We start from the raw sequence: 26,134 nt of genomic DNA, 5'->3' as shown, positions 1-26,134 counted from the left end.
GGTTGGCTGTAAGTGTTGGCTGTAACTATGGCCCCTCGTTCCTGCCTAAGGTCAGCGTTGCACCTGATGAACGGTGCTGCCTTGTAGTTCTGATCTTTCCGCTGCGCCAAGTGCCACCTTATCCAGCAATGAGGCTCTGAACGCCCTGAGCTGAGTATCTGAGTTCGCGGTGAGGGCCAATCCCAAAGCGTCATACCACAGGTTGGCTTGGTCGTAGAGGGTTGCACGGTTCAAGCGGTCACGAGCCCCCGCTAGGCTGGTTCTAAGTTCAGAACGGGGCGAGATAACCTCAAGCTCAGCCTCGGCAAAAGGATTACCAGAAGGCCGACTGGCGTTACAGACTAATTCCACCTGCCAACGGTAACGCTTGCCGGGAGTCAGCTCGGGTACCGACTGAGAGAGAGACAGCACTGTAATACCGGGAGCGCTTTTGAAGCTCTCATCTTTGATTTCCTTAACCAACTTGAATTGGTCATTGCTCAAGTCATGCTCATAGAGCCTGAATTCCATTGGCCAGGAGCCAGCATCGCGCACAAACCAAGCAAAAGTTGGGCGCGTAGAAATTGTTTGTCCCAAGGTTTGCTGAGGAGTGAGCAGGATGAGAGCAGCGCTGCTCTCAGCGGAGGGGGAAGTTCTGGTACTACAGCCTCTAGAGCCACCAGAACGACTGGTGTCAGGCAGATAATCACTATCATCACCAGCAATAGCCAGTGTAGGTAGCAACAGAGACGTCGTCAGCACCAAGCCAGCCACTAGTGCCTTACCGGTTGCTAATGTCTTCAATGTCTTAGTAACCGATTGAGTTTTCAGAAATCTTGGAGGTCGCATCATCGTCGCCTGGAGAAGAAATGGTTAGAAGCTTATCCCCGCCTGAAGGGGCAATCATCAGCCTTGTTTCATCCTGATCATATCGAGGTCATGGCAAGTTTTCATTCCAGTTTGGCACTCCCTGGCTTCCGATTTTTGCAATTAAATTGTTCAAACAGTTTTATGACTGTTCAGGATATTTAGGCTGATAGGTGTTTAGTGAGTGCAGCCAACCAGCGGAAGCGCCAGCCTCTTGTGAGGGGCCAACTCAACTCACAAACCGTTCCTTGAGGAGAGTGGGGCCGTCGCTGAAATTTCCCTCGTAGTTGCCGTGCCAGTTCTTTTGCCTGCTCCGTTCCCCGCCCACCATCAGGGCTCTGAGTTAAAAGGCTGCTGGTACCATTGTCAATCACGCGCAGGCTGCACCAATTTTCATCCTGACTACAGACCACATCCAAGCGAGTTGCCCCGACAGCATGTTTGCCAACGTTGCATAGAGCCTCCTGTAGGAAGGTGCAGAGACTGCGTTTTTGATCGGCTGTTAGTGAGAGAGCTTCTAAGGACGAAAAATCGGGTGGGATAAAAGTTCTAATCGTTGTGAAACCTTTAAAGTCCCGCAGCAAAGTTTCTTCATAGACTTGATAGAGCAGCTCTTGCAATGGAATCTCAGAATACGGAGTTTCACCACTTGAAATTTCTTGGTTCATTGACTCATAAACCGAGCGCAATTCACGATTGAGACACTGTAATTGTGAACGCAACTGCTCTGGTGAAGTTTCTGCCTCGTCAATACTGCGTAGCATCGCCGCTAAGGTTTGTAGAGGACCATTGTGCACGGCATCATAGGTGCGTTTTAGGGTTAAGCTTCGTTGCTCTAATAGGATCCTCAAGTCGCGATCAAAAAATGAACTAGTGAGACCTGCGGCACAAAAAGCTAGTAAAGTTGGCACCACTGGAACCCACCAACCCCAGATCAGGAGCACATAGCAAATGCCAATTAGACCAGCACTGCCAAGACCAATGCTCAGAATAGTTTTCCAGGGGGATTGCAACACGAGACCTAGGGTGATCCCAGACAAGCCCCAGAGCACAATCCAAAGGTACTCCCAGCCATCTGTCCAAACTCTGATCATGGGTCGTCCGTCCAGAACCGCGCTAATAATTTGGCTCGTGGCGTGGGCATGCATGACCACACCGTAAAGTAACTGATACTGATCGGCACTCGGTCCCCCGATTCGCGCTCCCAATGCAGGTGGATTCGGCAGGGCAGAAGTCGCAAAGTTATCTTTGACACTCGACGCAGTCATGCCCACAAGCACGATGCGGTCCCGCATCAGTTCAGCAGAAACCTTGCTCCCCAGAATATCTTGCAAGGAAACGGTTGGAAACGGCTCTGGGTGAGCACGGAAATTCAAAAGAATTTGATTCCCGCCCGCCCTAGCATCAACATATCCGCCAGAATTAGCCAAAAAACGAGGTAGCTCAGTAGTGCCGAAACGAAGGGGTTGACTCACTTGGGTATTCGGTTGAAACTGAATACCCTCTGAGCGCAAATAGAGGGCTGCTAAACGCAAAGGCAGCGAGTATTCGATTGTCTCTGAGCCTCGTATTTTTCCGGCCAGTAGGCTACGACGTAATTTATTGTCCGGATCTAATAAGCTATCTGCAAAACCCACCCGCTCCGGAGGAACCTCCGGTGGAGGTTTCACATTGGTATCTCTGTTCAAAACAGTTTCGATAACCACTAGATTGGGCGCGTTTTTGAAAACGGCTGTTAACTCGGCTCGATCTGGCTCTGCGACCAGATCTTTAAAAATGTCAAGCCCAATAGCTCTAGGTTGATAACTTTCTATGATTCGTAAAGCTTGGGCTAAATCCCGGTTAGGAATAGGAAACTTCCCAGCAGCATTGATATCTTGCTCATCAATTCCAACAATGACAACTCGTGGATCCCTAGCCTCTATTGGCCGCAACTGCAGCAGTCTATCGAGGGCCATCCACTCTAAGGTTTGAAGCGAGCCTGTTAGACGGGCAACAACCACTAACCCAGCTACCGCCAAACCCGGCAAGGCTCCTGCTCGCCATACTTTGACTTGTTGCTTGATCTTTCTACAGGCTCCAGATTCACTTAATCTCTGCCGGAAACCACGCATCAACTCAGTAATCCTACCTTTCTAGCCTCTATTTCAATTTGAATGCGCAAGTCTTTGCCCGGTTCGTCATAAACGCCCAAAGCATCTTGTAACCTAATCCAATAGTTGCGCACAGTCCGATCGCTAACTTCCATCCGTTCTGCAATCGCTTTGTCAGTCAATCCTTCTTGGAACTTGAGTGTCAGGACTTCTAGCCACTTACGGTCAAACTCCGGTCGGGCACGCACTTCAGGAGGCAGATAAATTGAGCCTCTGAGGGCAAAGTCGATCAGCCTTAGCATCTCGCGAATGGGTAAAGATTTATCCATCGCGGCGAAACCACCTTCATAGGCGTTAATCAATGGTTTGAGGCGTACCAGTGGCTTGATATTTGTGCTTAACACCATTAAGTTAGGAGCAGGGTGGCCCTGCATCAAGGTTTTGAGCAGTTGAATACCGACCTCCGGATTAGCTACCGCCTGTGGTTTTTCGGGCAAGCTCAAATCCACCACAACCAAGGTTGGTTGCCGACGAGCAACCTGGCCCAGAGCACTCTGCGCATCTTGAGCCGTAAGAACTTCAGCTTGAGGATATTTGCTTTTAAGGGCAGGAACCGTTCCCTCCAAAATTGCCTCATGGTCGTCCACAACCAGGAACGTCTGCTGAGTTGTGTCTGATCCTGCCTGGCTCATATACATACCTGTTAATCGATTGCTCGGTGGCTCGAAACCGCCTTTACGATCTCTTGAGATTAAGTTGGAAGTTGAGCGAAGTCAAGCGTAAAACATCGATCGTAAAGCTGATATTAACGCTGTGTTCAAGTTTTTCAATCTCATGATGAATTAGACCTCATCAGGATTATGTTGGCAAAGATTGAGTGAAGTAAGCTAGTAGTTATGCTAGCGGCAAAGTTAAAAATATACAGGGCTGTCTCTGGAAATTAGTTTTCCAATTTTGGAAAGGTTCCATTGGATTAATCTAGTTTGACTCTACTCCATTATCGGTTGCCTGCTCTGAGGAAGCTAATTCCGTCTGTCATTGCTTCAGTTCGAAAAGCTCTCAGATATATCCATACAAGAATCTCTACAAAGAGCTGCTACCGCTAGCAAGGCAAGGTAAACCAGAAGGTCGCTCCAGTTCCAACTCCACTAACTACTCCAATCTGACCACCGTGCCCTTCGATGATTTGGCGGCAGAGATACAGACCTAAACCGAGACCAGATGAGTGCTGACTTTGAGTCCCTCGCTCATAAAGATCGAACAGGTTACGGCCCTCCTCTAAGTTCAGACCTACACCGTTGTCCTCAACTGTACAGCGAATGAACTTATCCTGAACCTCAGCGTTGAGGCGCACCATTATTCCTGGAGAATTGTGCTTCAGGGCATTCGTGATCAAGTTTTCTAGGACTCGCCAGAGCTGGGCAGGGTCCGCACTAAACCTTGGCAGATCTAAAGGAATTAGATTGGTCAGAACCACCTGATTCTGTACTAATAGAGGTTCCAGATCCAAGATCACAGCCTGCGCTAATGGCTGTAACTGGATAGTCTCAGGCTGAAGAACCATGCCCTGAGTCTCGTTAATATGAGTTTCGAGCAGCGAATTTATGAGTTCAAGTTGGCGCTCACTACTATGAATCATTCGTTCCAAAGTTGAAACTGGAACGGCAGCTGTTGCAGGGCTACTCTGCTCCCCACTCTGCTGCTCCTCAGTCTGCTTTGCGAGCAGATTACGTAACACGATTAGCATGCCTGCAACGGGATTGCGTAGATCATGAGAGACCGCATGAAAAAAGACACGTAACGCCTCTTCTGCTCGCTTGCGCTCATTAATCTCTTGCTGTAAATGCTCGTTATTTTCTTGCAGCTGATGACTTAGATTTTGAAGGGTCAAATGGGTTGTAATGCGAGCTAAAACCTCTTCATGTTCAATGGGTTTTGTTACATAATCAACCGCGCCAATACGCAACCCTCGGACCTTGTCAACAGTTTCAACCAATGCTGTCATAAAAATCACAGGAATATCTCTGGTTGCCTCATCTGCTTTTAAGCGACGGCAGGTTTCAAAACCATCAATGCCGGGCATCATCACGTCCAGCAAGATCAAATCGGGTTTAATATATTGCAATTGCTCGATAGCGCTCATCCCATCCTGAGCCACCAACACCTTGAAACCAGAGTCATAGAGCGAATCAAAAAGAACCCCCAAATTAGTTGGGTTATCATCAACAATCAGAACAATACTTTGTTGCCTGTTGCCAACACTCATGGATTGCCTGCCATTTGCTTCTTGATAAAATCTTGAATTTTTTTGACTTGAAAACCTTTGGCTAGCTGACGTAACTCTGTTGCAAATGGTGCGAACTGCTGATTGTGTTGTTCTAGCTTGTCCGCCTGTTCTAACAAGCCTCTGATATCTCCAATTACCGCTAGATTTAGCAATACAGTCATCTCTTGAGCCGATGGCCGCAGCAAAGTTAAGACTGGAACGTTCTCCCCAATAGGGGCCACAGAGACCGAGCGGCCCTCTTGATACACCCATTCCAGACCCAAGTGCCGTTGCAGGCCACTCAATAACTCCTCAACCCGAACGGGCTTGGAAACAAAATCATTGCAGCCCGCTTCTAAACTGCCCTGCTGGTCATAATCAAAGGCGCTTGCAGATGTGGCAATAATGATCACATCTTTTAGTCCGGTTAATTTCCGCAACTGGCGTGTGGCCTCAAAACCATCCATAACTGGCATTACCAGATCCATCAAAATGACATCTGGCTGAAATTCCACCGCCTTACTCAGGCAATCCTGGCCATTGATAGCCTCTATCACTTCAAAGCCCAGAGGGGAGAGCAAATTAACTAAAACTGAGCGATTTTCTGGTTTATCATCGGCTGCTAGAATTTTGCGTTTCTCACCTTTGAAACCAACAATTGCCTGCTTGTCGTTCAAATTCATCTCAGGCCATTGAGACACTTCTGGTAATTCCAATTCAAACCAGAATGTGCTGCCTTTACCAACAGTGCTTTTGACCTGCAGCTCCCCGCCCATCATTTTGGCAAGTCTGCTGCTAATCGGTAGTCCTAAACCGGTGCCCTCAACCCAGCGGTTATGATCCCCTACCTGCTTGAACGGCAGAAAAATCTCTTCTAGTTTCTCCGAGGGAATACCAATTCCTGTATCTTCTACTTGAAAGCGAATCTTTTGATTGTGATAGCCTACTTTGAAAACAACGCCACCCTGTTCCGTGAACTTGACGGCATTGCCCAACAAATTGATCAAAATCTGACGCAATCTTTTTTCGTCGCCGTATACACCCGAGGGTAGCCAAGAAAGCGGTTCATAAATAAATGAAATTCCTTTCTGATCAGCTCTAACTCTGAATAGATCGGCAATGCTTTTGAGAAACTCAGGAAAATGAAACTCGCTCAGATAAAGCTCCATCTTTCGAGCTTCAATCTTAGAGAGATCGAGAATGTCATTAATTAGCGTGAGTAAGTGCTCGCCGCTCTGCTGAATAATCTCCACGCCATTCTGCTGCTGCTCCGTCAGGCTCTTGCCTCGCTTAAGAATCTGCGCATAACCTAAGATGCCATTGAGGGGGGTTCTCAACTCATGGCTCATGTTGGCCAAAAATTCACTCTTGGCCCGGTTAGCTGCCTCCGCTGCCTCTTTGGCTTTTTGCAGATCTCCCTCCGATTGCCGGAGCGCTTCCTCCGCTTGCCGACGCTCAGCAATCTCTACCAACAACTGCTCGTTAGCTTGGCGAATCGCAGCTGTACGAGCTTCTACGCGTAGCTCTAGCTCCTCATTGCGCTGGGCTAAAGTTGCAAAGGACGCGCGCAGTTGCCCTGCCATCTGATTAAAAGCCGTTGCCAGAATTCCCAGTTCATCTTCCCGTTCAACGGGCACGTTTTGCTCCCACTGCCCTTGAGAAAGCGCTTTAGCCGCAGCGCTCAACCGCAGAATTGGCTCGACTATCCACCGCGAAGTAAGAATGCCCAGCAGCGTTGCGAAGACCAAGGCACCTAAGCACAGCAAAACCGTGGAACGGGTGTTGGCATCAATACGCTCCATAAAGTCAGCTTCAGGTACCACCACCACAATCAACCAGTCCAGCCCCTGAGAGTTGTGCAGTGGTAACACCTGTAGAAATTGGCGCTGACCATTAATCGTGAAATCTAGCTGCTGCCTACTGCCAATTTGAGTCAAACTGCCAAAGTGGGTTTCTAGATAGCGGGCAGTCAGGCGGGTGAGCGGATCGCGGCTTTCTATCGCCTTGAGTCGCTCCTGGGACTCAGCTGTTCTGGTAACGCGAAAGGGGCGCTCTAGGGTTGAGGTACCGACGAGAAAGCCAGAGCGCTCCACAATAAAGGTCTGGCCCGTGCGCCCGATTCTAAGACCGTGCAGGAAGTCACTGATTTGAGACAGGATCAGGTCAGCACTGACTACACCCAGTACGTTGCCCTGCTCGTTGTAGAAAACCTGATTGGCACTGATAGCCAGTGTTTTTGTGCCGAAGTAAGGGTAAACCTCAGTCCAGGCGGGTTTCCCTGCACCGGTTAAACCCGCTCGGTACCAGCTTCGAGCACGAGGGTCATAGTTAGGCTTAGTTCTTAATAGGCGAGCGCGTCTACCCTGAGGGCCACTACTATAGGTCTGGATACTGCCCCCTGTCGCCTGGCCAGCTACATCAATCCACAGCTCACCGCTATCGAGCCGCTGTACACCAACGTATTCGCCTTGGTTGGTGCCTAAACCGATGTAGCCGACAGAGCTAAACAACTGCATCTGCTGCCAAAAATGGCGTTCCAGACTACGCTCATCCTGGATGTTGAGCTGCCCAAGGCGAATCGCATCGGCGTTGATCTGGTTCACCAATAGAGGGACCTCCAGGTAGCGGTCCAGTTGTTGCTGGATACGAGCGGTCACCTCGTCTCGCAGTTGGGCAGTCACTTCATTCACGGCCTGCTGACCGTTCCGGAACGAGAGCCAACCGGTTAAGCCCACGGCTGCAAAAATCTGGAGCACAAAGGGTACAACCAGGACGGCTCGAAGGGGAACTCTCCTAGAGCTTTGAGAAAACTGGCTGAGCAGCGATTTGATCACCATCATGCAAGAGGGAGCGCTCAGGGACTTAGACAGGTCTAGACAGGACTGATAGAGTCAGCTGTCAGGCGGCGTTGATTGAGCGGCATACGACGCACTATATCCTCCATGATCGCCCTCGGCTGTTAACCGAATCCCTTGCAGAGTTTTTGCCTTTACTCTAGTCTTCGCAGGATAGTTCTGTCCATCCGAGTCGTTTTGCTTATGCCGCCTGCTGCTGACAGACAGCACAACCGCATCCCCTTCAACAAAATGTTCTTCTGGCAATAACCGGCTGAGCTACCAGAAGAACACGGGGGTCAATCGGTAACAAACAAGTAGAATCCACTCTTGTTGACGCAATCAATCAGCGTCAAGAGCCTTCTGAGAGCTTAACAAGATACAAGGCTGACGACGAGAAAACTTTTCAAGTGTCGTGCTGGATCAAAAACTCAAATTCAGCGCGCAGAACCTTGAAGTTGGCAACTCTAGCAACTAGCAGATTTTCACTGCCAGCATCTGTTAGTTGGCGCTTCCAATACTGAATGTTATCCGAGTTTTCAATCCAGAAATTTACAACGGTATCGACAACTTTATCCAGTTCCCAGCCCCTCACCGGCAACGAGGTTTCAACCGATTCAATGAAGGCATCTAGCGTACAACGATAGGCTCCTAGATACTCCGGACCAGAGCGCTGGGGCTGCTGCAAAATCGTCTGTTGCTGGTAAAAAAATTGTAAAATTGGAGACACACCCAGGATTTCGAATGTATAGGCCACGCTAGCCTCCCAAGTCGCTTTCTTATAAATAGAGTTATCCGATTATAAGGAGTTGGCTAGAGGCTGAAAAGTACCCGGGGGGAGACCTTCGACGTCATCTTTTTCTGTTAGATACGCTACTCCTAGGCTGGGAACAGGTTAGGTTCGAGCTTAGTAGACATTTCGGGAGAGAGCCGAGACAGCCATCAGGCTGCTTTTGCGTTGTGTTTAATCAATTAAAAGCCAGAGTCTTCGAGCTTCGCAAGTAGGCTGAAAACTCTGGTCCAATCCTCTAAACAGGAGAAGTCGCAGCCATGTCGCAAGTGTTACCCCTGGTCTACGACCATGATTTTGCAACTGGGGGACTAGAATCCGCCCAGGCTGCCCTTGCTTCTGATGATCAACTCCTAGCCAGCATTGACGACTTGCGCCGTTTATTGCCAGATACCCAAGTCGGCGTGAGACCAGCACTCACAGTTATGCACGGCTCTGAAAAGCTTGTGCTTGACATCACCCCTGCCGAGTCTTTGACCCGGACGCTCAGTCAGCGATAAGGCTGGCCTGAGCAAATTCAGTCCCCCCACCATCATCTCCAACCCGAGAGGCAGTGGAGGATTTTCTATGAGCAGGTACCTCTGGGCGCAATTTTGGCGTCCCTGCTGCGCTCAATTCGCCTGAGCCAACCAAGCCCCTCTTGAAAATCGAACTCATACTGACTATGATTTAGGAGAAGCCCAACCTCAAAGTCACTTCAGTCTTGCAGGCGAACTAATACCACTGCTTGAGGCGAAGAGTTTTCTGAACGCCAGATCAGATCGCGCTTTCGTAAATCAAAGGAATTGAGCATGCCAACAAATATCGGTATCGCGGCTCAAGTCAACTCCCACTTGCCGCTAGAAGAAAGCAACCCAGAACAAGTCAAGATTGTCGGTATCAGCGGTAGCCTCAGACCAGATTCTCACACCTATCAAGCGCTGAATTTTGCGGCTCAGCGAGTTGCTAGCTTGGGTGCGAGCGTCGAAGTCTTGGATCTGCGCACACTGACTCTGCCCTTCTGTGACGGGCTAGATAATTATTCCGAGTACCCTGATGTCGAAAAACTGCGTCGGACAGTGAAGCAGGCGAATGGTCTGATTCTCGCAACACCGGAATACCACGGCAGTCTTAGTGGAGTTCTCAAAAACGCTCTAGACCTGATGAGCTTTGAGCAGCTTGATGGTAAGGTCGTTGGGGCAATTAGCGTTTTGGGTGGCGAACAAAATAGCAATGCCCTCAATGATTTACGCTTGATTGTGCGCTGGGTTCACGGTTGGGTCATCCCCGAACAAATCGCAGTAGGGCGAGCCTGGCAAGCTTTCGATCAAAACGGACAAATTAAAGACGAAAAACTCCGTCAACGGTTTGACGATTTTGCTCGTAGTCTAGTCGAGAATACTCGTAAGTTAAATGGACTTGCGGTCCCTCAGGCTTTGCAGGTAGAGGCAAACTAAGTTCCTCTAACATTAGGCAGGCTTTAGAGTCTGCCGCTGATTATTTTTTGTCAGTTTGCTCCGTTTCATAGTTTTCATAGCTTCGTATTTCACGTCCGCATACTTACCTAACCATAGACCCAATAACAGGAGAGTCCAATGGCTTACGAATTGGCACCGTTGCCGTACGATTATGCTGCGCTAGAGCCATACATTGACGCTAAAACCATGCAGCTGCACCACGATAAGCACCATGCGGCTTATGTCAATAATCTGAATAATGCTCTATCGCAGTATTCAGATCTGCAAAACAAAAGCCCTGAAGAACTGATCCGCGATCTGGATAGCGTGCCTGAGAGCATTCGCCCAGCAGTGCGTAACAATGGCGGTGGGCATGTCAACCACACAATGTTCTGGCAGATTATGGGACCCAATGCTAGTAGTGAACCCACCGGTCCTATTGCCACAGCAATTAATGACACCTTTGGTAATTTCGATACCTTTAAGCAGCAGTTCAATGACGCAGGTGTCAAGCGCTTCGGTAGCGGTTGGGTGTGGCTAGTTCGCAATCAAGATGGCAAGCTAGAGATTACCAGCACTGCTAACCAAGATAACCCGATCACCACAGGGCAATATCCAATTCTAGGCAACGATGTTTGGGAGCACGCTTACTATCTCAAATATCAGAACCGACGCCCTGAGTATCTGAATGCCTGGTGGAATGTGCTCAACTGGGATGAAGTGAACCGTCGCTTTGCACAAGCAACTGCCTAAATCTCTAGGCATTATCCAATGAGCGCCTAGTTAGTGCAGCAAGGCTAATTAGTGTAGGGGGTCAATTGAATACGATTTGTGCCCCCTACCTTGAGCTAGTTGAGGCAGCCTCAGCCTGATTCTACAATTAGAATCTGGAGCAAGTCTGTAGGTGATTTAAGAAGATTTAAGCATCTCCATTCACAAATCTACAAAAGAAGGATGAAATATGGCTCGGCTCAATCAACGTCTCTCACAAAATGTTGACGGTGATTTCTATGTCGATCGCACTTGTATCGATTGTGATACTTGTCGCTGGATGGCTCCGGAGGTGTTTTATCGAGTCGGAGAGCAGTCTGCTGTTCACCATCAACCCAGTGATGAACACCAGCGATTATTAGCCATGCAAGCTCTGTTGGCTTGTCCAACGGCTTCAATTGGTACCGTCGAAAAACCAAAGGATATTCAAGCAGCTCAACGCAGCTTCCCAGCACTGATTTCTGAGAATGTTTACCATTGCGGCTATCACTCAGAAGATTCCTATGGTGCCGCTAGCTATCTGATCCAGCGTGCCGAAGGTAACATCTTAGTAGATTCACCTCGGTTCACGGCTCCGTTGGTCAAGCGCTTAGAAGAGATGGGGGGTATCCGCTACTTATACCTAACTCATCGAGACGATGTCGCTGATCATCAAAAATTTCACGACCACTTCGGTTGTGAGCGTATTTTGCACGTTGATGAAATCAATAGCGGCACCCGTCAGGTTGAGATTCAGCTATCCGGTTTCGAGCCAACAGAACTCGCACCCGATCTGCTAATTATTCCGGTTCCGGGTCATACGAAAGGCCATACTGCTTTGCTGTACCAGAACAAGTTTTTGTTTACTGGTGATCATTTAGCCTGGTCTGACCAGCTTCAGCAGTTAATCGCCTTTCGTAGTGTTTGCTGGTATTCATGGTCCGAGTGCCTTCAGTCAATGCGTAGGCTGGCAGACTACTCGTTCGAATGGGTGTTGCCGGGTCACGGTCGGCGCCATCACGCGGGCTCCGAAACCATGCATCAACAGATGCAACAGTGTGTGGCCTGGATGGAGAAGAACTGAGACAAGCTTTCACAGCTTCAGCGCACCAAAGTCAAGCCAAGGTCAAGCTTAAGTCAAGCCAAGTTTGATTTTTGTGACAGAAATAGACCTCGAAAGGTCGTGCGGGAACGCTAAAGCCAAGCGACAAAGCCGATACATTCATATGAGGTCTTTGTGAAAACTGAAATTCGTTATAAACCTGCCTTTGCCACTATCTTCGTAACGCTGGGTCCGGGCGAGAAAATCACCGCCGAGGCCAGCGCTATGGTCAGTATGTCCACCGGCATTGAGATGACAACCCAATTTTCAGGTGGTGTTCTCAGTGCCTTACTCAGACGCCTATTGGGCGGCGAGTCCCTGTTCCTCAACACCTTTGCCAACTTGAGTTCTGCGCCCCAACAGGTGGTGCTTACGCAAAGCACCCCTGGGGACATCATGTTCATCAACCTCCAGGGCAATCAACTCTGTCTGCAACCCGGTGCTTACATCGCCCACGAACCTGGTGTCAACTTGAGTATCCGTTGGGCAGGCTTTGCCAGTTGGATTTCTGGGGAAGGACTCTTCAAGCAAGTTGTCTCGGGCAATGGCCGGGTCTTTTTCGGCTCCTACGGTGGGCTAACCGAAAAAACAGTGGTTGGTGAGTATGTTGTAGATACTAACCACCTAGTAGCTTACGAGCCGCAGTTGAACTTGCAGGTGGGCCTATCCAGCAGCTTATTTGGGTCCTTCTTTTCCGGTGAGGGACTAGTCAACCGCATCATGGGTAACGGCAAAATTGTGCTTCAGTCTCGCAGCATGGACAGCCTCGTGAAATTCCTTTACCCCAAGGTGCGCTGATGAAGATTGAAATTTTGCACTCACCTGGTGCTGCTGCTGCTCATGTCGCACTAGAGCCTGGTGAGGAGCTGACTGCGGAAAGCGGAGCCATGATTTGCATGAGCGGTGACATGAACGTCAGCACCGCCATTAAACAACGGGGCAAGGGACTGATGGCAGGTCTGCGGCGCATGCTGTCGGGCGAGTCGTTATTTCTCAATACCTTTCGCCCCAGCCAGCAGGGAGGCGAAGTTTACCTAGCACCAACTCTGGTGGGGGATGTGATCGTCTACCAGATGCGAGACGGCCTCAATCTAGTTGTACAGGGAAGTTCCTATTTGGCCTCCGCGCTTGGCGTCCATCTTGACCTGGGATGGAAAGGATTTAAGTCCTTCTTCTCCGGTGAATCAGTCTTTTGGATCGATGTCTCAGGACGGGGGCCGGTGCTGCTGAATGCCTTTGGGGCTGTATACGAGATCGATGTCGATGGTGAATACACTGTCGATACCGGTCACATTGTCGCGTTTGAGCAAAGCCTGGATTTCAAAGTCACCAAAGCCGGTCGAGGTTGGATTGGTTCTTTCTTGGGTGGCGAAGGCTTAGTTTGTCGTTTCAAAGGCAAAGGCAAAGTCTTTTGCCAAACTCACAACCCACCTGCCTTTGGACGCACGGTTGGTCCTAAACTTCCCCCTCGCTAAGCTGCTCCTGGAGATTCGATCGATGAATGTTCAAGACCGTCGCACCGAACAATTTGATACACCCTATGAACTCAGCCATCAGCCCGATTACGCCTTCCTAAAACTGCAACTTCAGGCTGGACAGACGGTGCAAGTTGAGGCTTCAGCCATGGCCTCTATGGATCGCCATTTGACCATGAAAACCAAGGTCAAGGGTGGCTTATTGAAAGGCGTTAAACGCATGTTAGGGGGCGAGTCGTTATTCATTAACGAGTTCTCAGCCGAGCAGCAGCCTGGGGAATTGTATGTTGCACCCGCTACGCCCGGAGATGTGCAACATTACTATCTAAATGGCAACTCAATTTTTCTACAATCTTCAGCCTTTGTTGCGGCTGGCATGGGTGTCAATCTAGACAGTAAATGGCAGGGTTTCAAAGGCTTTTTCAATGGCGAATCCCTGTTTCTGCTACGAGCGACTGGTCAGGGTGATCTCTGGTTTAGTACCTATGGCGCCGTTCTAGAAATCCCTGTTACCGGCAACTATGTCGTCGATACAGGTTACATTGTGGCCTTTGAAGATAGCTTAGATTACAGCGTTGAGTTTGTAGGTGGCCTGAAGACCAGCCTGTTTGGGGGTGAGGGTCTGGTGTGCCGCTTCCGAGGTCAGGGCCGAGTATGGGTCCAAACTCGCCAACTGGTTTCTTTCCTGCGCTGGCTCCATCCCTACCGGCCTGTAAAGAGCAACGATTAGTTAGTTGTTAAGTCGCTACAAAAACTCAGTGGACCTAGTAGAAGGCTACCAGGTCCACGCAAACTTATTCAAACCAGCGTTCCAACTAAGGTTTACCGATACTTACAGCACTGACGAGTAAGCTTAGTACATCCCTCCTTATTTAACTGAATGGTTTAGCTCTCTTTTATGAGGCCGAATCTGGCAAGACCACGGATGCTAACAATCAGCAAATTTGCCAGGTACGACTCAAAATTTGAGCTGTTCTTTTTATGGCTACTGCAGTGAACTGATGCTGTAAGTAGTGCTGCAATGGCTTAGGGGAGGCGACACAACCCTAAAACCGCTCTATGTCCTTGTGCCTGATTTAAGAGTAGCAACTCTGCCTCTAGAAAACGATCAGGTTAACAGAAGTTTGTGCAACTCAAATTTGGATCACAATTTAGTTAATACTCGATAAAACTAGTGCTTCTTCATTGAGTTTAAAACAGGAAGAAGCTTAACGCTCCACGCATCACGACCTCCGCCATAAGCTCAGTGAAGTTTTGTAATAGTCTCGGGGCTAACGTGGCGTTGTCCGGGACAACGCTAGAGCTTCTGTAGAGACTACTGGCTGCCCTTCAGAGACTAGAGAGTTGCACCTACCCTTCGCCGCAGTCGCATCCCACAGGTTCAACAGAGATCTATGACAGCAACCGTCGAGAGAGACAAAACGTCAGATCGGCTCATCGCCGTTTTTATCGATCCGGGCACCAGCGCCCTCAAATTCGCTGCTGATGGCGCTACCTTCCATCTGCCTGGGCAAGCCCCTGCCTCCTCTGGCTTAATTCCATCGGTTCTAGGCCGGTATAGAACTTCGACCCTGAGTGGCGAGACACTATTTACATTTCAGGTGGATGGCTACCCCAAGTTGGTTGCGGGTGTCGGCGCGGAAGTGAAGGAATTTGGGCGGATTGCCAACTCCGGAAAAACAGGTACGAACACGTTACTGCTGACGCTGTCTGTCCTTTCCACTCTGAGTGTGCAGGGCCGCTGGGATAAAGATCTGCATGTAGAGCTGGGCTTCGGCCTGCCCCAACATCTGATCAACACAGCAGGTAATCGTAGTGGTCTGCCCCATTGGGAAGATTTGCGCCGTCTATTTGAAGAGGAAGACGGCACGCCTCGTACCTTTGAGGTCACCAATGAGCGGGGCACCCGCATGATTACCACCAGCATTGCTCGCCGCCTATTTGGTGGTGAAGCAACCCTGGCAATTAAGCCAGAAACTTGGTTCGCCTGGGTCCGAGCAGCCTATGTTGAGAAGCTATTTCCCGCTAACTCAACGGTAGGCGTGGTAGAGGCAGGCAACCGTGATGTGCAGATTGCTGGCTTTACGGTGAGTTCCTACGGTAAGCCGCTCTATTTACCGTTCGAAGACAAGCTGCCGATCGATATGGGCACGATCACCATCGTTGAATCGGTGGCGAGCCAACTGCGGGATAAAGTCAATCCCCGCATTACCAACGATGAGATCTTTAGAGCCTTTGTTGCTTACGCAACCAACGGTGTTTCCAGCCTGGAAGTATTTACGGCTAACGGCTCGACCACGATCGATATCCGAAAATACTTTCAACCCGAAATCACAGGTTTCAGGTGGCAAATCTTAGAGGAAATTTCCAATCGACTCGTGGGTTTACCTTTGCAGCACATGGTCTTCTCTGGAGGCAGTGCTGAGCTGATCAAAGGAGAAATCAAAGAGTCTTGGGAACCCCATTTCCTACCGAATGGCCGTATGTCGGTTGCCATGGGTGGTTTAGAGTTCATGAACCGCTTCCCTCTCGCTCCGACCTTCCGAGCTGCCGGAGCCTCCGCTACTCTTTAAGCGCACTTCTCAATAAATAGAAAGCCCTACAAGAAGCCCGAAGAGTTTGATTTAACTCTTCGGGCTTCTTTTGAGGCTTTTTTTAAGTAACAACCCTAGCGCTGCAAATGCAAACGCTATTGAACCGGGGCTAGCTCCTTCTCAGGCGCAACTTCACAGGCTTCTGGAGAATTGGCCTCTGAAGGCGGCACTACCTGCCAGAACCGGGGCAAGAATTCAGCCCAGTTAGACAGAATGTGATTGGCCTTGGCACTGCCGGTACGGTCAGCATGAGCCTGGAGCAGATCCTTCAATTGAGCTTCTCCAGCTGGAGTGATCACGCGTTGGAGTTTGACAATCTCGTGGTTGACCCGTTGCTCAAAGTCGCCCTGCTCATCTAGGAAGTAGGCCAAGCCACCGGTCATGCCCGCACCAACGTTGCGGCCAACTCGACCCAGAACGACGACGACACCGCCAGTCATGTATTCGCAACAGTGGTCGCCAGCGCCTTCGATTACCGCCTGAGCCATTGAGTTACGCACTGCGAAGCGCTCACCCGCCAGACCATTGGCGAACAGATAGCCGCCGGTTGCCCCATAGAGGCAGGTATTACCCACAATCACGTTCTGCGAGGGATCGTATTGAACGGTGGCTGGCGGTTTGATGATGATTTCGCCCCCATGCATGCCCTTGCCAACGTAGTCATTGGCTTCGCCTGTCAGCTTGAGGGTGAGGCCCGGCAGAATAAACGCACCAAAGCTCTGGCCAGCACTACCCGTGCAGTCAAGCGTAATCTGACCGCTGAAGCCTGAATTGCCGTACTGCTTAGCAATCGCTCCTGATAGACGGGCGCCCAGGGTGCGGTCGGTATTCAGCACGTTCACGGCCTTGGTTAGGTTGCCTTGCTCAGCAATTGCCTTCTGGATTTCAGCATCGCTCAGCAATTCATCATCTAGGACTGGCCCATTGCTGTGAACTGGCTCATGAGTCAGCCAAGTGCGGTCCTCGCGAGTATCAGGCAGTTGGGTCAGACAATCCAGGTTCAGGGCTGCTGTCTTGGTTAGCTTGACATCCTCGCGCACCTTGAGCAGGTCAGCACGACCGATCACTTCATTCAGCGAGCGGTAACCCAGCGTGGCCAGCAGCGAGCGAACCTCTTCTGCCACAAAGAAGAAGAAGTTAACCACATGCTCTGGGATGCCTGTGAAGCGCTTGCGTAGGTCTTCGCGTTGAGAAGCGACACCCACTGGGCAGTTGTTGGTATGGCAAATCCGGGCCATGATGCAGCCCTCAGCAATCATGGCAATAGAGCCGAAGCCAAACTCCTCACCGCCCATCAGAGCGCCCATCATCACATCCCAGCCGGTTTTGAAGCCGCCATCAACGCGCAGGAGCACTCGGTCGCGCAGTTGGTTTTCGATCAGGACCCGGTGCACTTCAGTGAGGCCCAATTCCCAAGGACCACCAGCATGCTTGATCGAAGACAACGGCGAAGCGCCAGTGCCGCCATCGTGCCCAGAGACCTGAATAATGTCAGCATTCGCTTTGGCAACCCCAGCCGCCACTGTACCGATGCCGATCTCCGCCACCAGCTTCACCGACACTTGCGCGCGCGGGTTTATCTGGTGCAGGTCGAAGATCAGTTGCGACAGGTCTTCGATGGAGTAGATGTCGTGGTGTGGCGGTGGTGAGATCAACGAGACGCCGGGCTTAGAACGCCGCAGCATCGCGATATATGGGCTGACCTTTTTACCTGGTAGCTGACCGCCTTCACCTGGCTTGGCGCCTTGCGCGATCTTGATTTCGATCTGCTGGGCGTTCATCAGGTACTCAGGCGTGACGCCAAAACGACCGGAGGCGACCTGTTTAATCGCTGAGCTAGCCGTGTCGCCATTACGCAACCCCTTCAGGTGCGGGAAGGTCGGCGATTGGCCAGTTTCATTCACGTCGTTGAGGATCAAGAAGCGATCTGGATCTTCACCGCCCTCTCCTGAGTTGGAACGACCACCAATCCGGTTCATGGCGATGGCCAGGGTCTCGTGAGCTTCCCGCGACAGGGCTCCCAAAGACATCCCGCCAGTGCAGAAGCGCTTGACGATGCTCTCTACAGACTCGACTTCTGAAACGGGGATTGACTCGCGGTCGGACTGGAAGTCCAACAGATCGCGCAACGCAGTCACCGGCCGGCTTTGGAGTTGCCGACGGTAAAGTTCGTAGTGATCGTAGCTCGGCTCTTTGCCCCCCTTACTACCGCCAATCGCTTTGTGGAGCGCTTTGGCAACCTCTGGACTATTCATGTGATACTCGCCGCCGGGGCGGTACTGAATAAAGCCAAAGTTCTCCAGCTTTTTGAGGTTGATCTCAGGAAAGGCGCGGTGATGAAAGGCGATCACCTCAGAGGCGATATCAGCCACGGTCATGCCACCAACCCGCGAAGTTGTGCCCCAGAAGGCCAGCTCCAGCAATTCACGGCCAATGCCAATGGCTTCAAAGATCTGAGCGCCGTTGTAGCTAGACAGCAACGAAATGCCCATCTTGGAGAGGATCTTGAGCAGACCACCCTCCACTGCCTTGACATAGCGCTTCTGTACCTCGGTGATCGACAGGGCTTCCAGCTTGCCCTGCTCCATGAGCTTCTGCGTGCGCGAGTCGCCCCACCACTGCCGCACGGTTTCGAGGGCGAGGTAAGGGCAGACAGCACTGGCCCCATAGCCAATCAAGCAACCGAAGTGATGGGTGCTCCAGCACTGAGCGGTCTCAACCACAATCGAGGCCCGAATTCTCAAGCCCTCCCGGATCAAGTGGTGGTGTACAGCACCCACCGCCAGCAGCGGCGGAATGAAGGCTTGCTCAGTGTCCAAGCCCCGGTCGGAGAGGACTAGAATTTCAATGCCATCGCGAACTGCTTGTGCCGCTCTGGCACAAACGTCTTGAATCGTGGCCCTCAGCCCTTCCGGTCCCTGAGCTAACGGGAACAGAATAGGCAGAGTCGCAACCGAGAAGCCGGATTGCTTGAGCTGCTCCAGTTCGGCTTCGTTGAGCACAGGCGACTCGATCTTGAGTTGACGAGCACCCTCTGGCCTTGCCTCCAGCAGGTTACCGCGACGGCCCAAGCGCATGGATAAGGACATCACCATGCCCTCGCGCAGTGGGTCAATCGGCGGGTTAGTAACCTGGGCGAAGCGCTGAGCGAAGTAATCGTAAAGCAGGCGGGGCTTATCGGAGAGAACCGCTAGGGGCGCGTCGTTGCCCATGCAGAAGGTAGGCTCTTTACCCTGAGCGGCCATGTCCTGAATAATCAGCTCCAGGTCCTCAGCGGTATAGCCGAAGGCAGCCTGGTAACGCAGGGCGATAGCCGGTTCAAGCTGAGGATCCTCAGCAAAGGGCTGACGCGTCAGAGTCCGACGATGCTCTTGCAACCACTGACCGTAGTTCTCGCGAGAGGCAACGCGCTGCTTGATTTCCCAGTTCTTGAGAACCTCACCCGCTTCGAGATCGACGGCGATCATCTGGCCAGGGCCTAGACGGCCTTTCTCAACGATTTCCGCCTCAGGAATATCTACGACCCCGGCCTCAGAGGCCACAACAACATAGCCTTCGCGGGTGATCACATAACGAGCCGGACGCAGACCATTGCGATCGAGCGTGGCCCCAACTTTCTTGCCATCGCTGAACACCACCAGCGCAGGACCATCCCAAGGCTCCTGGATGCCGCTGTAGTATTCGTAGTAATCAACAATTTCGGGATGATCCTTCAGGTCAGGCTGGTTCTGGTAGGCTTCCGGAATCAGCATCATCAGAGCCTGAAGCGGTGTGCGGCCCGATTGCACTAGCAACTCCAGCACGTTGTCTAGAGTGGCTGAGTCACTGTTATCTAGCTTGACAATGGGCTTGAGTTCCTCAATGCGCTCGGCCCAGCAGGGATGGGACAGGTTGGGCTCCCGCGCCATCATCCAGTTGGCGTTGCCCAACAGCGTGTTGATCTCACCGTTATGGCCCAAGTAGCGCATAGGCTGGGCGAGCGGCCACTTGGGCAGCGTGTTGGTGCTAAAGCGGCGATGGTAAGCAGCGAAAGCACTCTTGTACTGCGGGTTCTTGAGGTCTTCGTAAAACTCGCCGAGCACAATCGAGCGCACCATGCCCTTGTAGACAACCGTGCGGCCGGACAGCGACGGAATGTAGAAATCAGCGGACCAATCTGGGTATTGCTGGGCGATGCGGTTTTCAATTTTCTTGCGGGCTAAAAACAGCATCCGCTCTAGCTCGTCGCCCTGAAGATTGCTGGCCTGTACCACCACCTGCTCAATGTGAGGCTGGTTAGCCCGCGCTTGTGGCCCCAGCACTTCAGGTCGAACGGGCACAACCCGCCAGCCCAACACCTGAAACCCTTCCTCTGCTAAAGCCGCCGTAATTACCTGTCGTGCAGCTTCAGCTGCTTCAGCATGTGGGGGCAGAAATACCATGCCCAACGCGGTCTGCTTCGGATCGGCTAAGCTCACGCCAGCACTGACTGCCCAATCTTGCAACAAATCCCAGGGCAAAGCAGTCATGATGCCAGAGCCGTCGCCTGAATCCTGGTCGGCACTGCAACCACCACGGTGCTCCAAGCAAGCTACAGCAGCGAGTGCCTTGGCTACCAGGTCGTGGCCAGCCTGTCCTTCGGGATCGGCGATAAAGCCCACGCCGCAGGCATCCCGTTCTTCGACCAGCCACCGTTGGCCTCTGTAGCCTGCTTCCGAGTAACCTAAACTGGTGTCACCGGCGTTATGTACCATCTCGATGCGTTCCTTGCGGGGTCTAGACATGAATGACAGCTCGTTCAATCTGGTTAATTCAGAGGCAGACTAGAGATGCAACATGGGCCTGATTGGGCAATCAGACCAGAACTCTGTGTACTGAACATTACGGAACCGCTGCGCGGAGGTCAACTAATAAAGCCACAGGCTCCCGAAGAGTTAGGAGACACTGAAATTGCTGACCCGACGCCCGATGTAAGAATTCAACAATAGCAGGCAGCCAGCAAATTCCGACGCGTGAATCCGGCTCAACAATGTAGCAGAGACATTATATGGGATAGCCTTACCGACCTGAGCACAAAGGCTCATGGGGACTTATAGGCTGGAGTGCGCACTTAGCTTTGTCTGAATTAAACCATTCTTGATCTTTTTCTTAAATTATGCAGGCATTAGCAAAATCTCAAGTCACTAACTCCTGATACGCGTTAGACTCCGGTGTATTTAACCCGCCCAATTGGGGCAACCTATCCCAAAGACCGCAAGGGTTTCAGGAGAATTGCAGGTCGTGAAGTCAAGTATTAAGTTCGGCGCACAAACGCGCCTGTGGCGGCTGTGTACTAGGGCAGGCCGTGGGGAATTAAAGCCGGTTTCAGCAGCGCTGCTATCGACGCTGTTATGTGCACCCTTGCTCACTGCTATGACGCTAATGGGGGTATCAGCACCGGGGATCGCACAACTCTCCGTTGGTCCAGCTCAGACAGGCAGCCAGTTGGAACTGAACGGCAATCCCTCAACGGGAGCTTGGGGACAGTGGGGCACGGCAATTGGCATTAGTGATTTTTGGCTGAGCCAGGAAGCGGGCCTCAACTTAGCAGATACGCAAAATGCAGCTCAGCAACCATTCACCTGGTTTACACCCCCTCTGCTGACCCGAGTTCTGTTTGACCGTCCTGTGCAAAACCGCTTTTTGGATTTGGATGCGCTAGGAACCTTGGGTTGGCAAGCGCAAATCCGAGGCAACACCCTGCAGCTGAATACTCTACCGGCACAAGTTTTATCGCTGCGACGGGCTAGACAGCCTTGGGGTGAACGTTGGGTAGTGGAACTAGATCACCCAACACCCTGGCGGGGCATCCGGGCGGCTGGTGTCTACAGCCTCTCCTTAGATGCAACAGCGTCTGATGAGCTCCTATCAACTTCCAGGTCAATTTCTAGGCAGCAGAAGGCAAGCGGAACCAAGCAAGCATTGCCCGATCTACAGGTGCTCCGTCAGGGCAACCGAATCAATCTCAACTTTCAGCTGGCACAAGCCGATCTCACTCCGGGGGTTACCACTCTGGGCTCGCCGCCGCGCCTGGTGATTGATCTGCGCCCAGCCGATCTTCCAACTCGGGATTTGCGTTGGGCCCCAGGTGTGCACCGCCGCCAGCAAACGCTGAACCTTGGCAATCGCAGCTTTGCGGCGTCCTGGCTGGCTGTAGACCTTAAGCAGCCCGGAGTTTCACTGAAACCGATTTGGACCAATCCTCAGTCTCAACCAGGAACCACCTCGGTAGGGGAGATGGCCCGACGCTGGCAAGCCGCAGCCGTGATCAACGGTGGCTTCTTTAATCGCAATAATCGCTTGCCTCTGGGTGCAATCCGTCGAGAAGGACGCTGGGTTTCAGGACCGATTCTGAACCGAGCTGCCATTGCCTGGAACGACCAGGGCGACATTGAGATGGACCGTTTGAGTCTTCAGGAAACGGTCCAAAGCGACAATGGCTCATTCGCGCTAACTAACCTTAACAGCGGCTATGTGCAGGCAGGGCTAGCCCGCTACACCACGGCTTGGGGAGCGGTGTATCGTCCAATCATTGACAACGAAGTTCTGATCACGGTTGAGAATGACCGAGTGGTTAGCCAGGTCGCAGGAGGGGCCGCTGGGCAAGTCGAGGTCTCGATTCCAGCCAATGGCTATTTGCTGGTCGCCCGCGGCTTTCAACGAGCGGTCAATGCCCTGCAACCGGGTGTTGCCGTTGAGGGTGTGGCCAAGACTACCCCTGGCAGCTTTGAAGTGTTTCCCCACGTGGTTGGGGCCGGTCCCCTGCTGGTCAAAAACGGGCAGATTGTGCTCAATGCCGCAGCAGAGAGTTTTCAGCCTGGGTTCCAGAGTCAGCGGGCCGACCGCAGCGCCATCGGGCGGCTAGACAATGGCCAGATTGTCCTGGCGACCTTCAGTAATGGACCGTCGGGGGATCGTCCAACGCTAGGCGAAACTGCCCAACTGATGCAGAAGCTAGGCGCAGTCGATGCGCTCAACTTAGATGGCGGTAGTTCTAGTGCTCTATGGCTAGGAGGCGAGATGATTAACCGGTCGCCTCAGACCGCAGCTCGGGTCCACAACGGTATCGGCCTGTTTATCAATCTCCCCGCCGAGCCTACAGAGCCTGCAGGCTCGCCTCTGCCCTAAGTTCAGATGGTCTCATTCAGCTCTGGGGCAGGCACCAGAGGGACTAATTGCTCAAGCTTCTCGCACTAAGACAGCAACGGGAAAGCGGCTAAACAGAGCTGCTAAATCGCCACGAAAGTCTATCTGCTCGCCAGTGAACAGGTGGTGATAGGTTCCCTCTAGCTGGGGCGGCAGCTTGAGTTGAGTTTGCTCCCAGTGCTGATCGGTCTGTTGCGACAAAAAGCGAGGCGCCAGGACCAAGGCAAGCTGACGTTCATGGCTGCGGGCAAAGGCAACCAGATGTTTGGTTGCTATTTCAAGCGGCTGATAAGCGCCAATGGTCAGCAGCTCTGGGTACTGGCGGCGGTAAGTAAGGGCGCGCTGAGTGACCAGCAGTTTCAGTCGTGGATCATGAGCGGGCAGAGCAACTGAATTGAGGCTCTCAACCTCTGCCAGCATGGTTTGCAATGGCCCATATTTCACAGGCACTCGATTGTCCGGATCCACAATCTGGAACAGCAAGGTTTCGCTGCCTTGATAAAAGTCGGGAACTCCCGGTGAGAAAATCTTCAACACCACTTGAGCCAAGCTGTTTAAGGCACCATAGCCAGCAATTTGGGTGGCAAACAGGTCAAAAGCATTGATGAACTCTTCATCATGCAGAATGGCTTGAGTAAATTGCTGAACTTGCGCTTCGTATTCAGCATTGGGGTTCGTCCAACTAGTGCGGGCTTTGGCTTCGCGTAGCGCCTTGCTGATCCCTTGGCCAGGTGTATTGACCCGCTGAATCAAAGTTTCATCTAAGCCTGAGCGACCTTGTATTGGCCAAATCGCTAGTAAGGTTTGATAGATCAGCAGCTCGTCGTTAGGATGAATGGCTAACGGATGCTTCTGATTGAGTTGATGCCACTGCCCCAGATGGTAATACCAGGTCTCGGGAATTTCTGAGAGCACATGCAAACGTGCACGCGCATCTTCACTGCGCTTAGTATCGTGAGTTGAACTGCTCAACATCGAATAGGGGAAGTGGCTCTGACGCTGCTGATTGGCAGCATGAAAATCTGCAACTGGCCAACCGAAATGAGCCGGTTCACAACCCACTTCGTTCAGGCTAATCAACAGATTGTAATTGTAGAAAGCTGTATCTTCTTTGCCCTTGGCCATCACTGGCCCAGTGACTTGCTGAAAGCGTTGGATTAGGGTCAAACGTTCTGGTGTCGTAGGCTGCAAGAGCAAGTTCTCGACATAGTCCCAAGTTGATGCTGGGATATCGACCCGGCGCTGTTTTGCCTCAGCCACGGCTCCTTGTAAGCGTGCTCGATCAATCTCTGAGATCTGTTCAGCATTGCCAGCATCAATATAGGTGCGGTAAACCGGAAAACAGGCAATAATTTCGCGCAGGCAGTCGCGCAGCACCGCTTCTGAGAAGTCGTAATGTTCACTGCGACTGATGCGATAAGCCTGGGCTGACAAACGGGCAATGTCACCGGGCAAGCTGAAATGCATGATTTTGTGCTTGGAGGTGTAAACCAGCTCCGCAAAATCGAGAACTGGTTCGTTCAACCAAGCTTGATAACCGGCTCGAAAGGCTTCCCCTTGCTCTTCATCCACCAGCACCTGGTTGAGAGTGCTCAGGTAGTCATAGCCCGAAGTCCCTTGAATCGGCCAAAACTCGGGCAATACCTCATCGTGCTCTAGGATTTTCTCAACAGTAATGTAAAAGTCTGGACCAAAGCGTTGCCGTAGCTGGGTCAGATAGGCAGTTGGATCTTTGAGGCCATCAATGTGGTCGATGCGGACACCATCAATGAGACCCTCCTGATGAAAGCGTTCAATCAGTTGATGGGCTGCGTCGAAGACAATTGGCAATTCTACCTGCAAACCAATCAGGGCATCAATATCAAAAAAACGTCGATAGTTAATGTCATAAGCAGCGATGCGCCAACTGGCTAAGCGATAATATTGTTGATCTAAGAGCTTCAGTAGTTGCTCTGGTTGCTGATTGATGGTTGCAACAGCCTGGCTAATCGCTTCAGCCCAATCAGGATTTTGAGCCAGTTTACTTTGCAAATCAGCGATCAGTTGAATAGACTGGACTTCATAATTCTCTTGATCGCACTTGGCCAAAGCCTGAAATCGCGAAATCAGATCAGAATAAGCTCCAGATGGCCTAAGATTAGAAGCTGCTTCTAAAACTGTGGCATAACTTTCTGGCTTGAGAGGATACCAATTATCGTAATAATCTACATATAAGGGATAAAAAACTCCCTTCTCTTCAGGCGCGAATACCAGTTGAATCTCGCCTTTAGCAACCACTTGCCCTAAATGCTCGCCCAAGATAGGAATGAGCACTCGATTCTCGGGTGGTAAAGACGTGTAGCCCAGCCAGTCAATATCAAAAAACTGCGCCCATTGCGATCGAGGGCCAAAGGCTAGCACCTTGTTGTAGACGTGATTTTGATTGCCGATAATGCCCATGTGATTGGGCACGATATCGAGGATAATGCCGAGCCCAGCCGCCTTTGCAGCCTGGGCAAAGCTGCGAAATGCTTCATCACCGCCGATCTCAGTTTTGACGTGGCTGTGTTCGGTGATGTCGTAGCCGTGATCACTGCGGGACTGCTGGATCGGTGAGGTGTAGAAATGACTGATGCCCAGCTTCTGAAAATAAGGAATAAGCTCGCGAGCCTGGTCTAGTGTGAACTTATCGGTAAGTTGAAGGCGATAGGTTGCAGTGATCGGCGTAGCACTCATAGCGACAGGCTAAGGAAAACTGAACCAGCTTGCCAGATCTTACCGTTCTTGGCGACTGACGCAGGAGAG

Annotated in this window: 17 protein-coding genes; 9 read left to right on the top strand and 8 right to left on the bottom strand. The window is 51.5% G+C overall.

The window, feature by feature from the left end:
* Positions 1–51 precede the first annotated feature (51 nt).
* The 6 genes from H6F94_RS16620 to H6F94_RS16595 all read right to left on the bottom strand — a co-directional run bounded on the left by H6F94_RS16620 (position 52) and on the right by H6F94_RS16595 (position 8,796).
* Complete coding sequence (locus tag H6F94_RS16620; protein WP_190803358.1) at positions 52–831, bottom strand: DUF928 domain-containing protein; 780 nt, start codon at positions 829–831, stop codon at positions 52–54.
* Positions 832–1,007: 176 nt separating this feature from the next.
* The gene (locus tag H6F94_RS16615; protein WP_190803357.1) at positions 1,008–2,960 is read right to left on the bottom strand and encodes a CHASE2 domain-containing protein; all 1,953 of its coding nucleotides are present in this window, start codon (positions 2,958–2,960) and stop codon (positions 1,008–1,010) included.
* Entirely contained in the window at positions 2,960–3,631 is a 672-nt protein-coding gene (locus H6F94_RS16610; protein WP_190803356.1) for a response regulator, read from the bottom strand. The genes H6F94_RS16615 and H6F94_RS16610 overlap by 1 nt, the downstream gene beginning before the upstream one ends.
* Before the next feature lie 410 nt (positions 3,632–4,041).
* Complete coding sequence (locus H6F94_RS16605; protein WP_190803355.1) at positions 4,042–5,205, bottom strand: hybrid sensor histidine kinase/response regulator; 1,164 nt, start codon at positions 5,203–5,205, stop codon at positions 4,042–4,044.
* Entirely contained in the window at positions 5,202–8,045 is a 2,844-nt protein-coding gene (locus tag H6F94_RS16600; protein WP_199320479.1) for a hybrid sensor histidine kinase/response regulator, read from the bottom strand. The genes H6F94_RS16605 and H6F94_RS16600 overlap by 4 nt, the downstream gene beginning before the upstream one ends.
* A gap of 400 nt (positions 8,046–8,445) precedes the next feature.
* Positions 8,446–8,796 carry a hypothetical protein gene (locus tag H6F94_RS16595; RefSeq protein WP_190803354.1) on the bottom strand — a complete coding sequence of 117 codons (351 nt, stop codon included), beginning with the start codon at positions 8,794–8,796 and terminating at the stop codon, positions 8,446–8,448.
* A gap of 293 nt (positions 8,797–9,089) precedes the next feature.
* Between H6F94_RS16595 and H6F94_RS16590 the strand changes: the two genes are divergently transcribed.
* From H6F94_RS16590 to H6F94_RS16555, 8 genes are all read left to right on the top strand, one after another.
* On the top strand, positions 9,090–9,329 hold the full coding sequence (locus tag H6F94_RS16590) for a hypothetical protein (protein WP_190803353.1): 240 nt from the start codon (positions 9,090–9,092) through the stop codon (positions 9,327–9,329).
* 291 nt (positions 9,330–9,620) lie between these two features.
* Positions 9,621–10,265: an NADPH-dependent FMN reductase gene (locus tag H6F94_RS16585; protein WP_190803352.1), complete on the top strand. Its 645-nt coding sequence runs from the start codon at positions 9,621–9,623 to the stop codon at positions 10,263–10,265.
* A 138-nt stretch (positions 10,266–10,403) separates the two neighbouring features.
* On the top strand, positions 10,404–11,018 hold the full coding sequence (locus H6F94_RS16580; protein WP_190803351.1) for a superoxide dismutase: 615 nt from the start codon (positions 10,404–10,406) through the stop codon (positions 11,016–11,018).
* Between the two features lie 208 nt (positions 11,019–11,226).
* Positions 11,227–12,099, top strand: coding sequence for an MBL fold metallo-hydrolase (locus H6F94_RS16575; RefSeq protein ID WP_190803350.1), 873 nt, complete (start codon positions 11,227–11,229; stop codon positions 12,097–12,099).
* A gap of 153 nt (positions 12,100–12,252) precedes the next feature.
* Positions 12,253–12,915: a TIGR00266 family protein gene (locus H6F94_RS16570; protein ID WP_190803349.1), complete on the top strand. Its 663-nt coding sequence runs from the start codon at positions 12,253–12,255 to the stop codon at positions 12,913–12,915.
* Positions 12,915–13,592, top strand: coding sequence for a TIGR00266 family protein (locus tag H6F94_RS16565; protein ID WP_190803348.1), 678 nt, complete (start codon positions 12,915–12,917; stop codon positions 13,590–13,592). Before H6F94_RS16570 ends, H6F94_RS16565 begins: the two co-directional genes overlap by 1 nt.
* 22 nt (positions 13,593–13,614) lie before the next feature.
* Positions 13,615–14,322, top strand: a complete 708-nt coding sequence (locus H6F94_RS16560; protein WP_190803347.1) for a TIGR00266 family protein — start codon at positions 13,615–13,617, stop codon at positions 14,320–14,322.
* 664 nt (positions 14,323–14,986) lie between these two features.
* Positions 14,987–16,165 carry an acetate and sugar kinases/Hsc70/actin family protein gene (locus H6F94_RS16555; protein WP_190803346.1) on the top strand — a complete coding sequence of 393 codons (1,179 nt, stop codon included), beginning with the start codon at positions 14,987–14,989 and terminating at the stop codon, positions 16,163–16,165.
* A gap of 116 nt (positions 16,166–16,281) precedes the next feature.
* On the opposite strand, the gene gltB is transcribed toward H6F94_RS16555, so the two are convergent.
* Positions 16,282–20,949, bottom strand: coding sequence for a glutamate synthase large subunit (gltB, locus tag H6F94_RS16550; RefSeq protein ID WP_396426441.1), 4,668 nt, complete (start codon positions 20,947–20,949; stop codon positions 16,282–16,284).
* A 496-nt stretch (positions 20,950–21,445) separates the two neighbouring features.
* Here gltB and H6F94_RS33285 point away from each other — a divergent pair, with 496 nt between their 5' ends.
* Entirely contained in the window at positions 21,446–23,332 is a 1,887-nt protein-coding gene (locus H6F94_RS33285; protein WP_190803345.1) for a phosphodiester glycosidase family protein, read from the top strand.
* A 51-nt stretch (positions 23,333–23,383) separates the two neighbouring features.
* Here H6F94_RS33285 and treY read toward each other — a convergent pair whose 3' ends face one another.
* Positions 23,384–26,065 carry a malto-oligosyltrehalose synthase gene (gene treY / locus H6F94_RS16540; RefSeq protein ID WP_190803344.1) on the bottom strand — a complete coding sequence of 894 codons (2,682 nt, stop codon included), beginning with the start codon at positions 26,063–26,065 and terminating at the stop codon, positions 23,384–23,386.
* Between the last annotated feature and the right edge of the window lie 69 nt (positions 26,066–26,134).

It is taken from the genome of Leptolyngbya sp. FACHB-261 (assembly GCF_014696065.1).
GTDB lineage: Bacteria > Cyanobacteriota > Cyanobacteriia > FACHB-261 > FACHB-261 > FACHB-261.
This window is presented reverse-complemented; position numbering and strand designations above follow the sequence as displayed.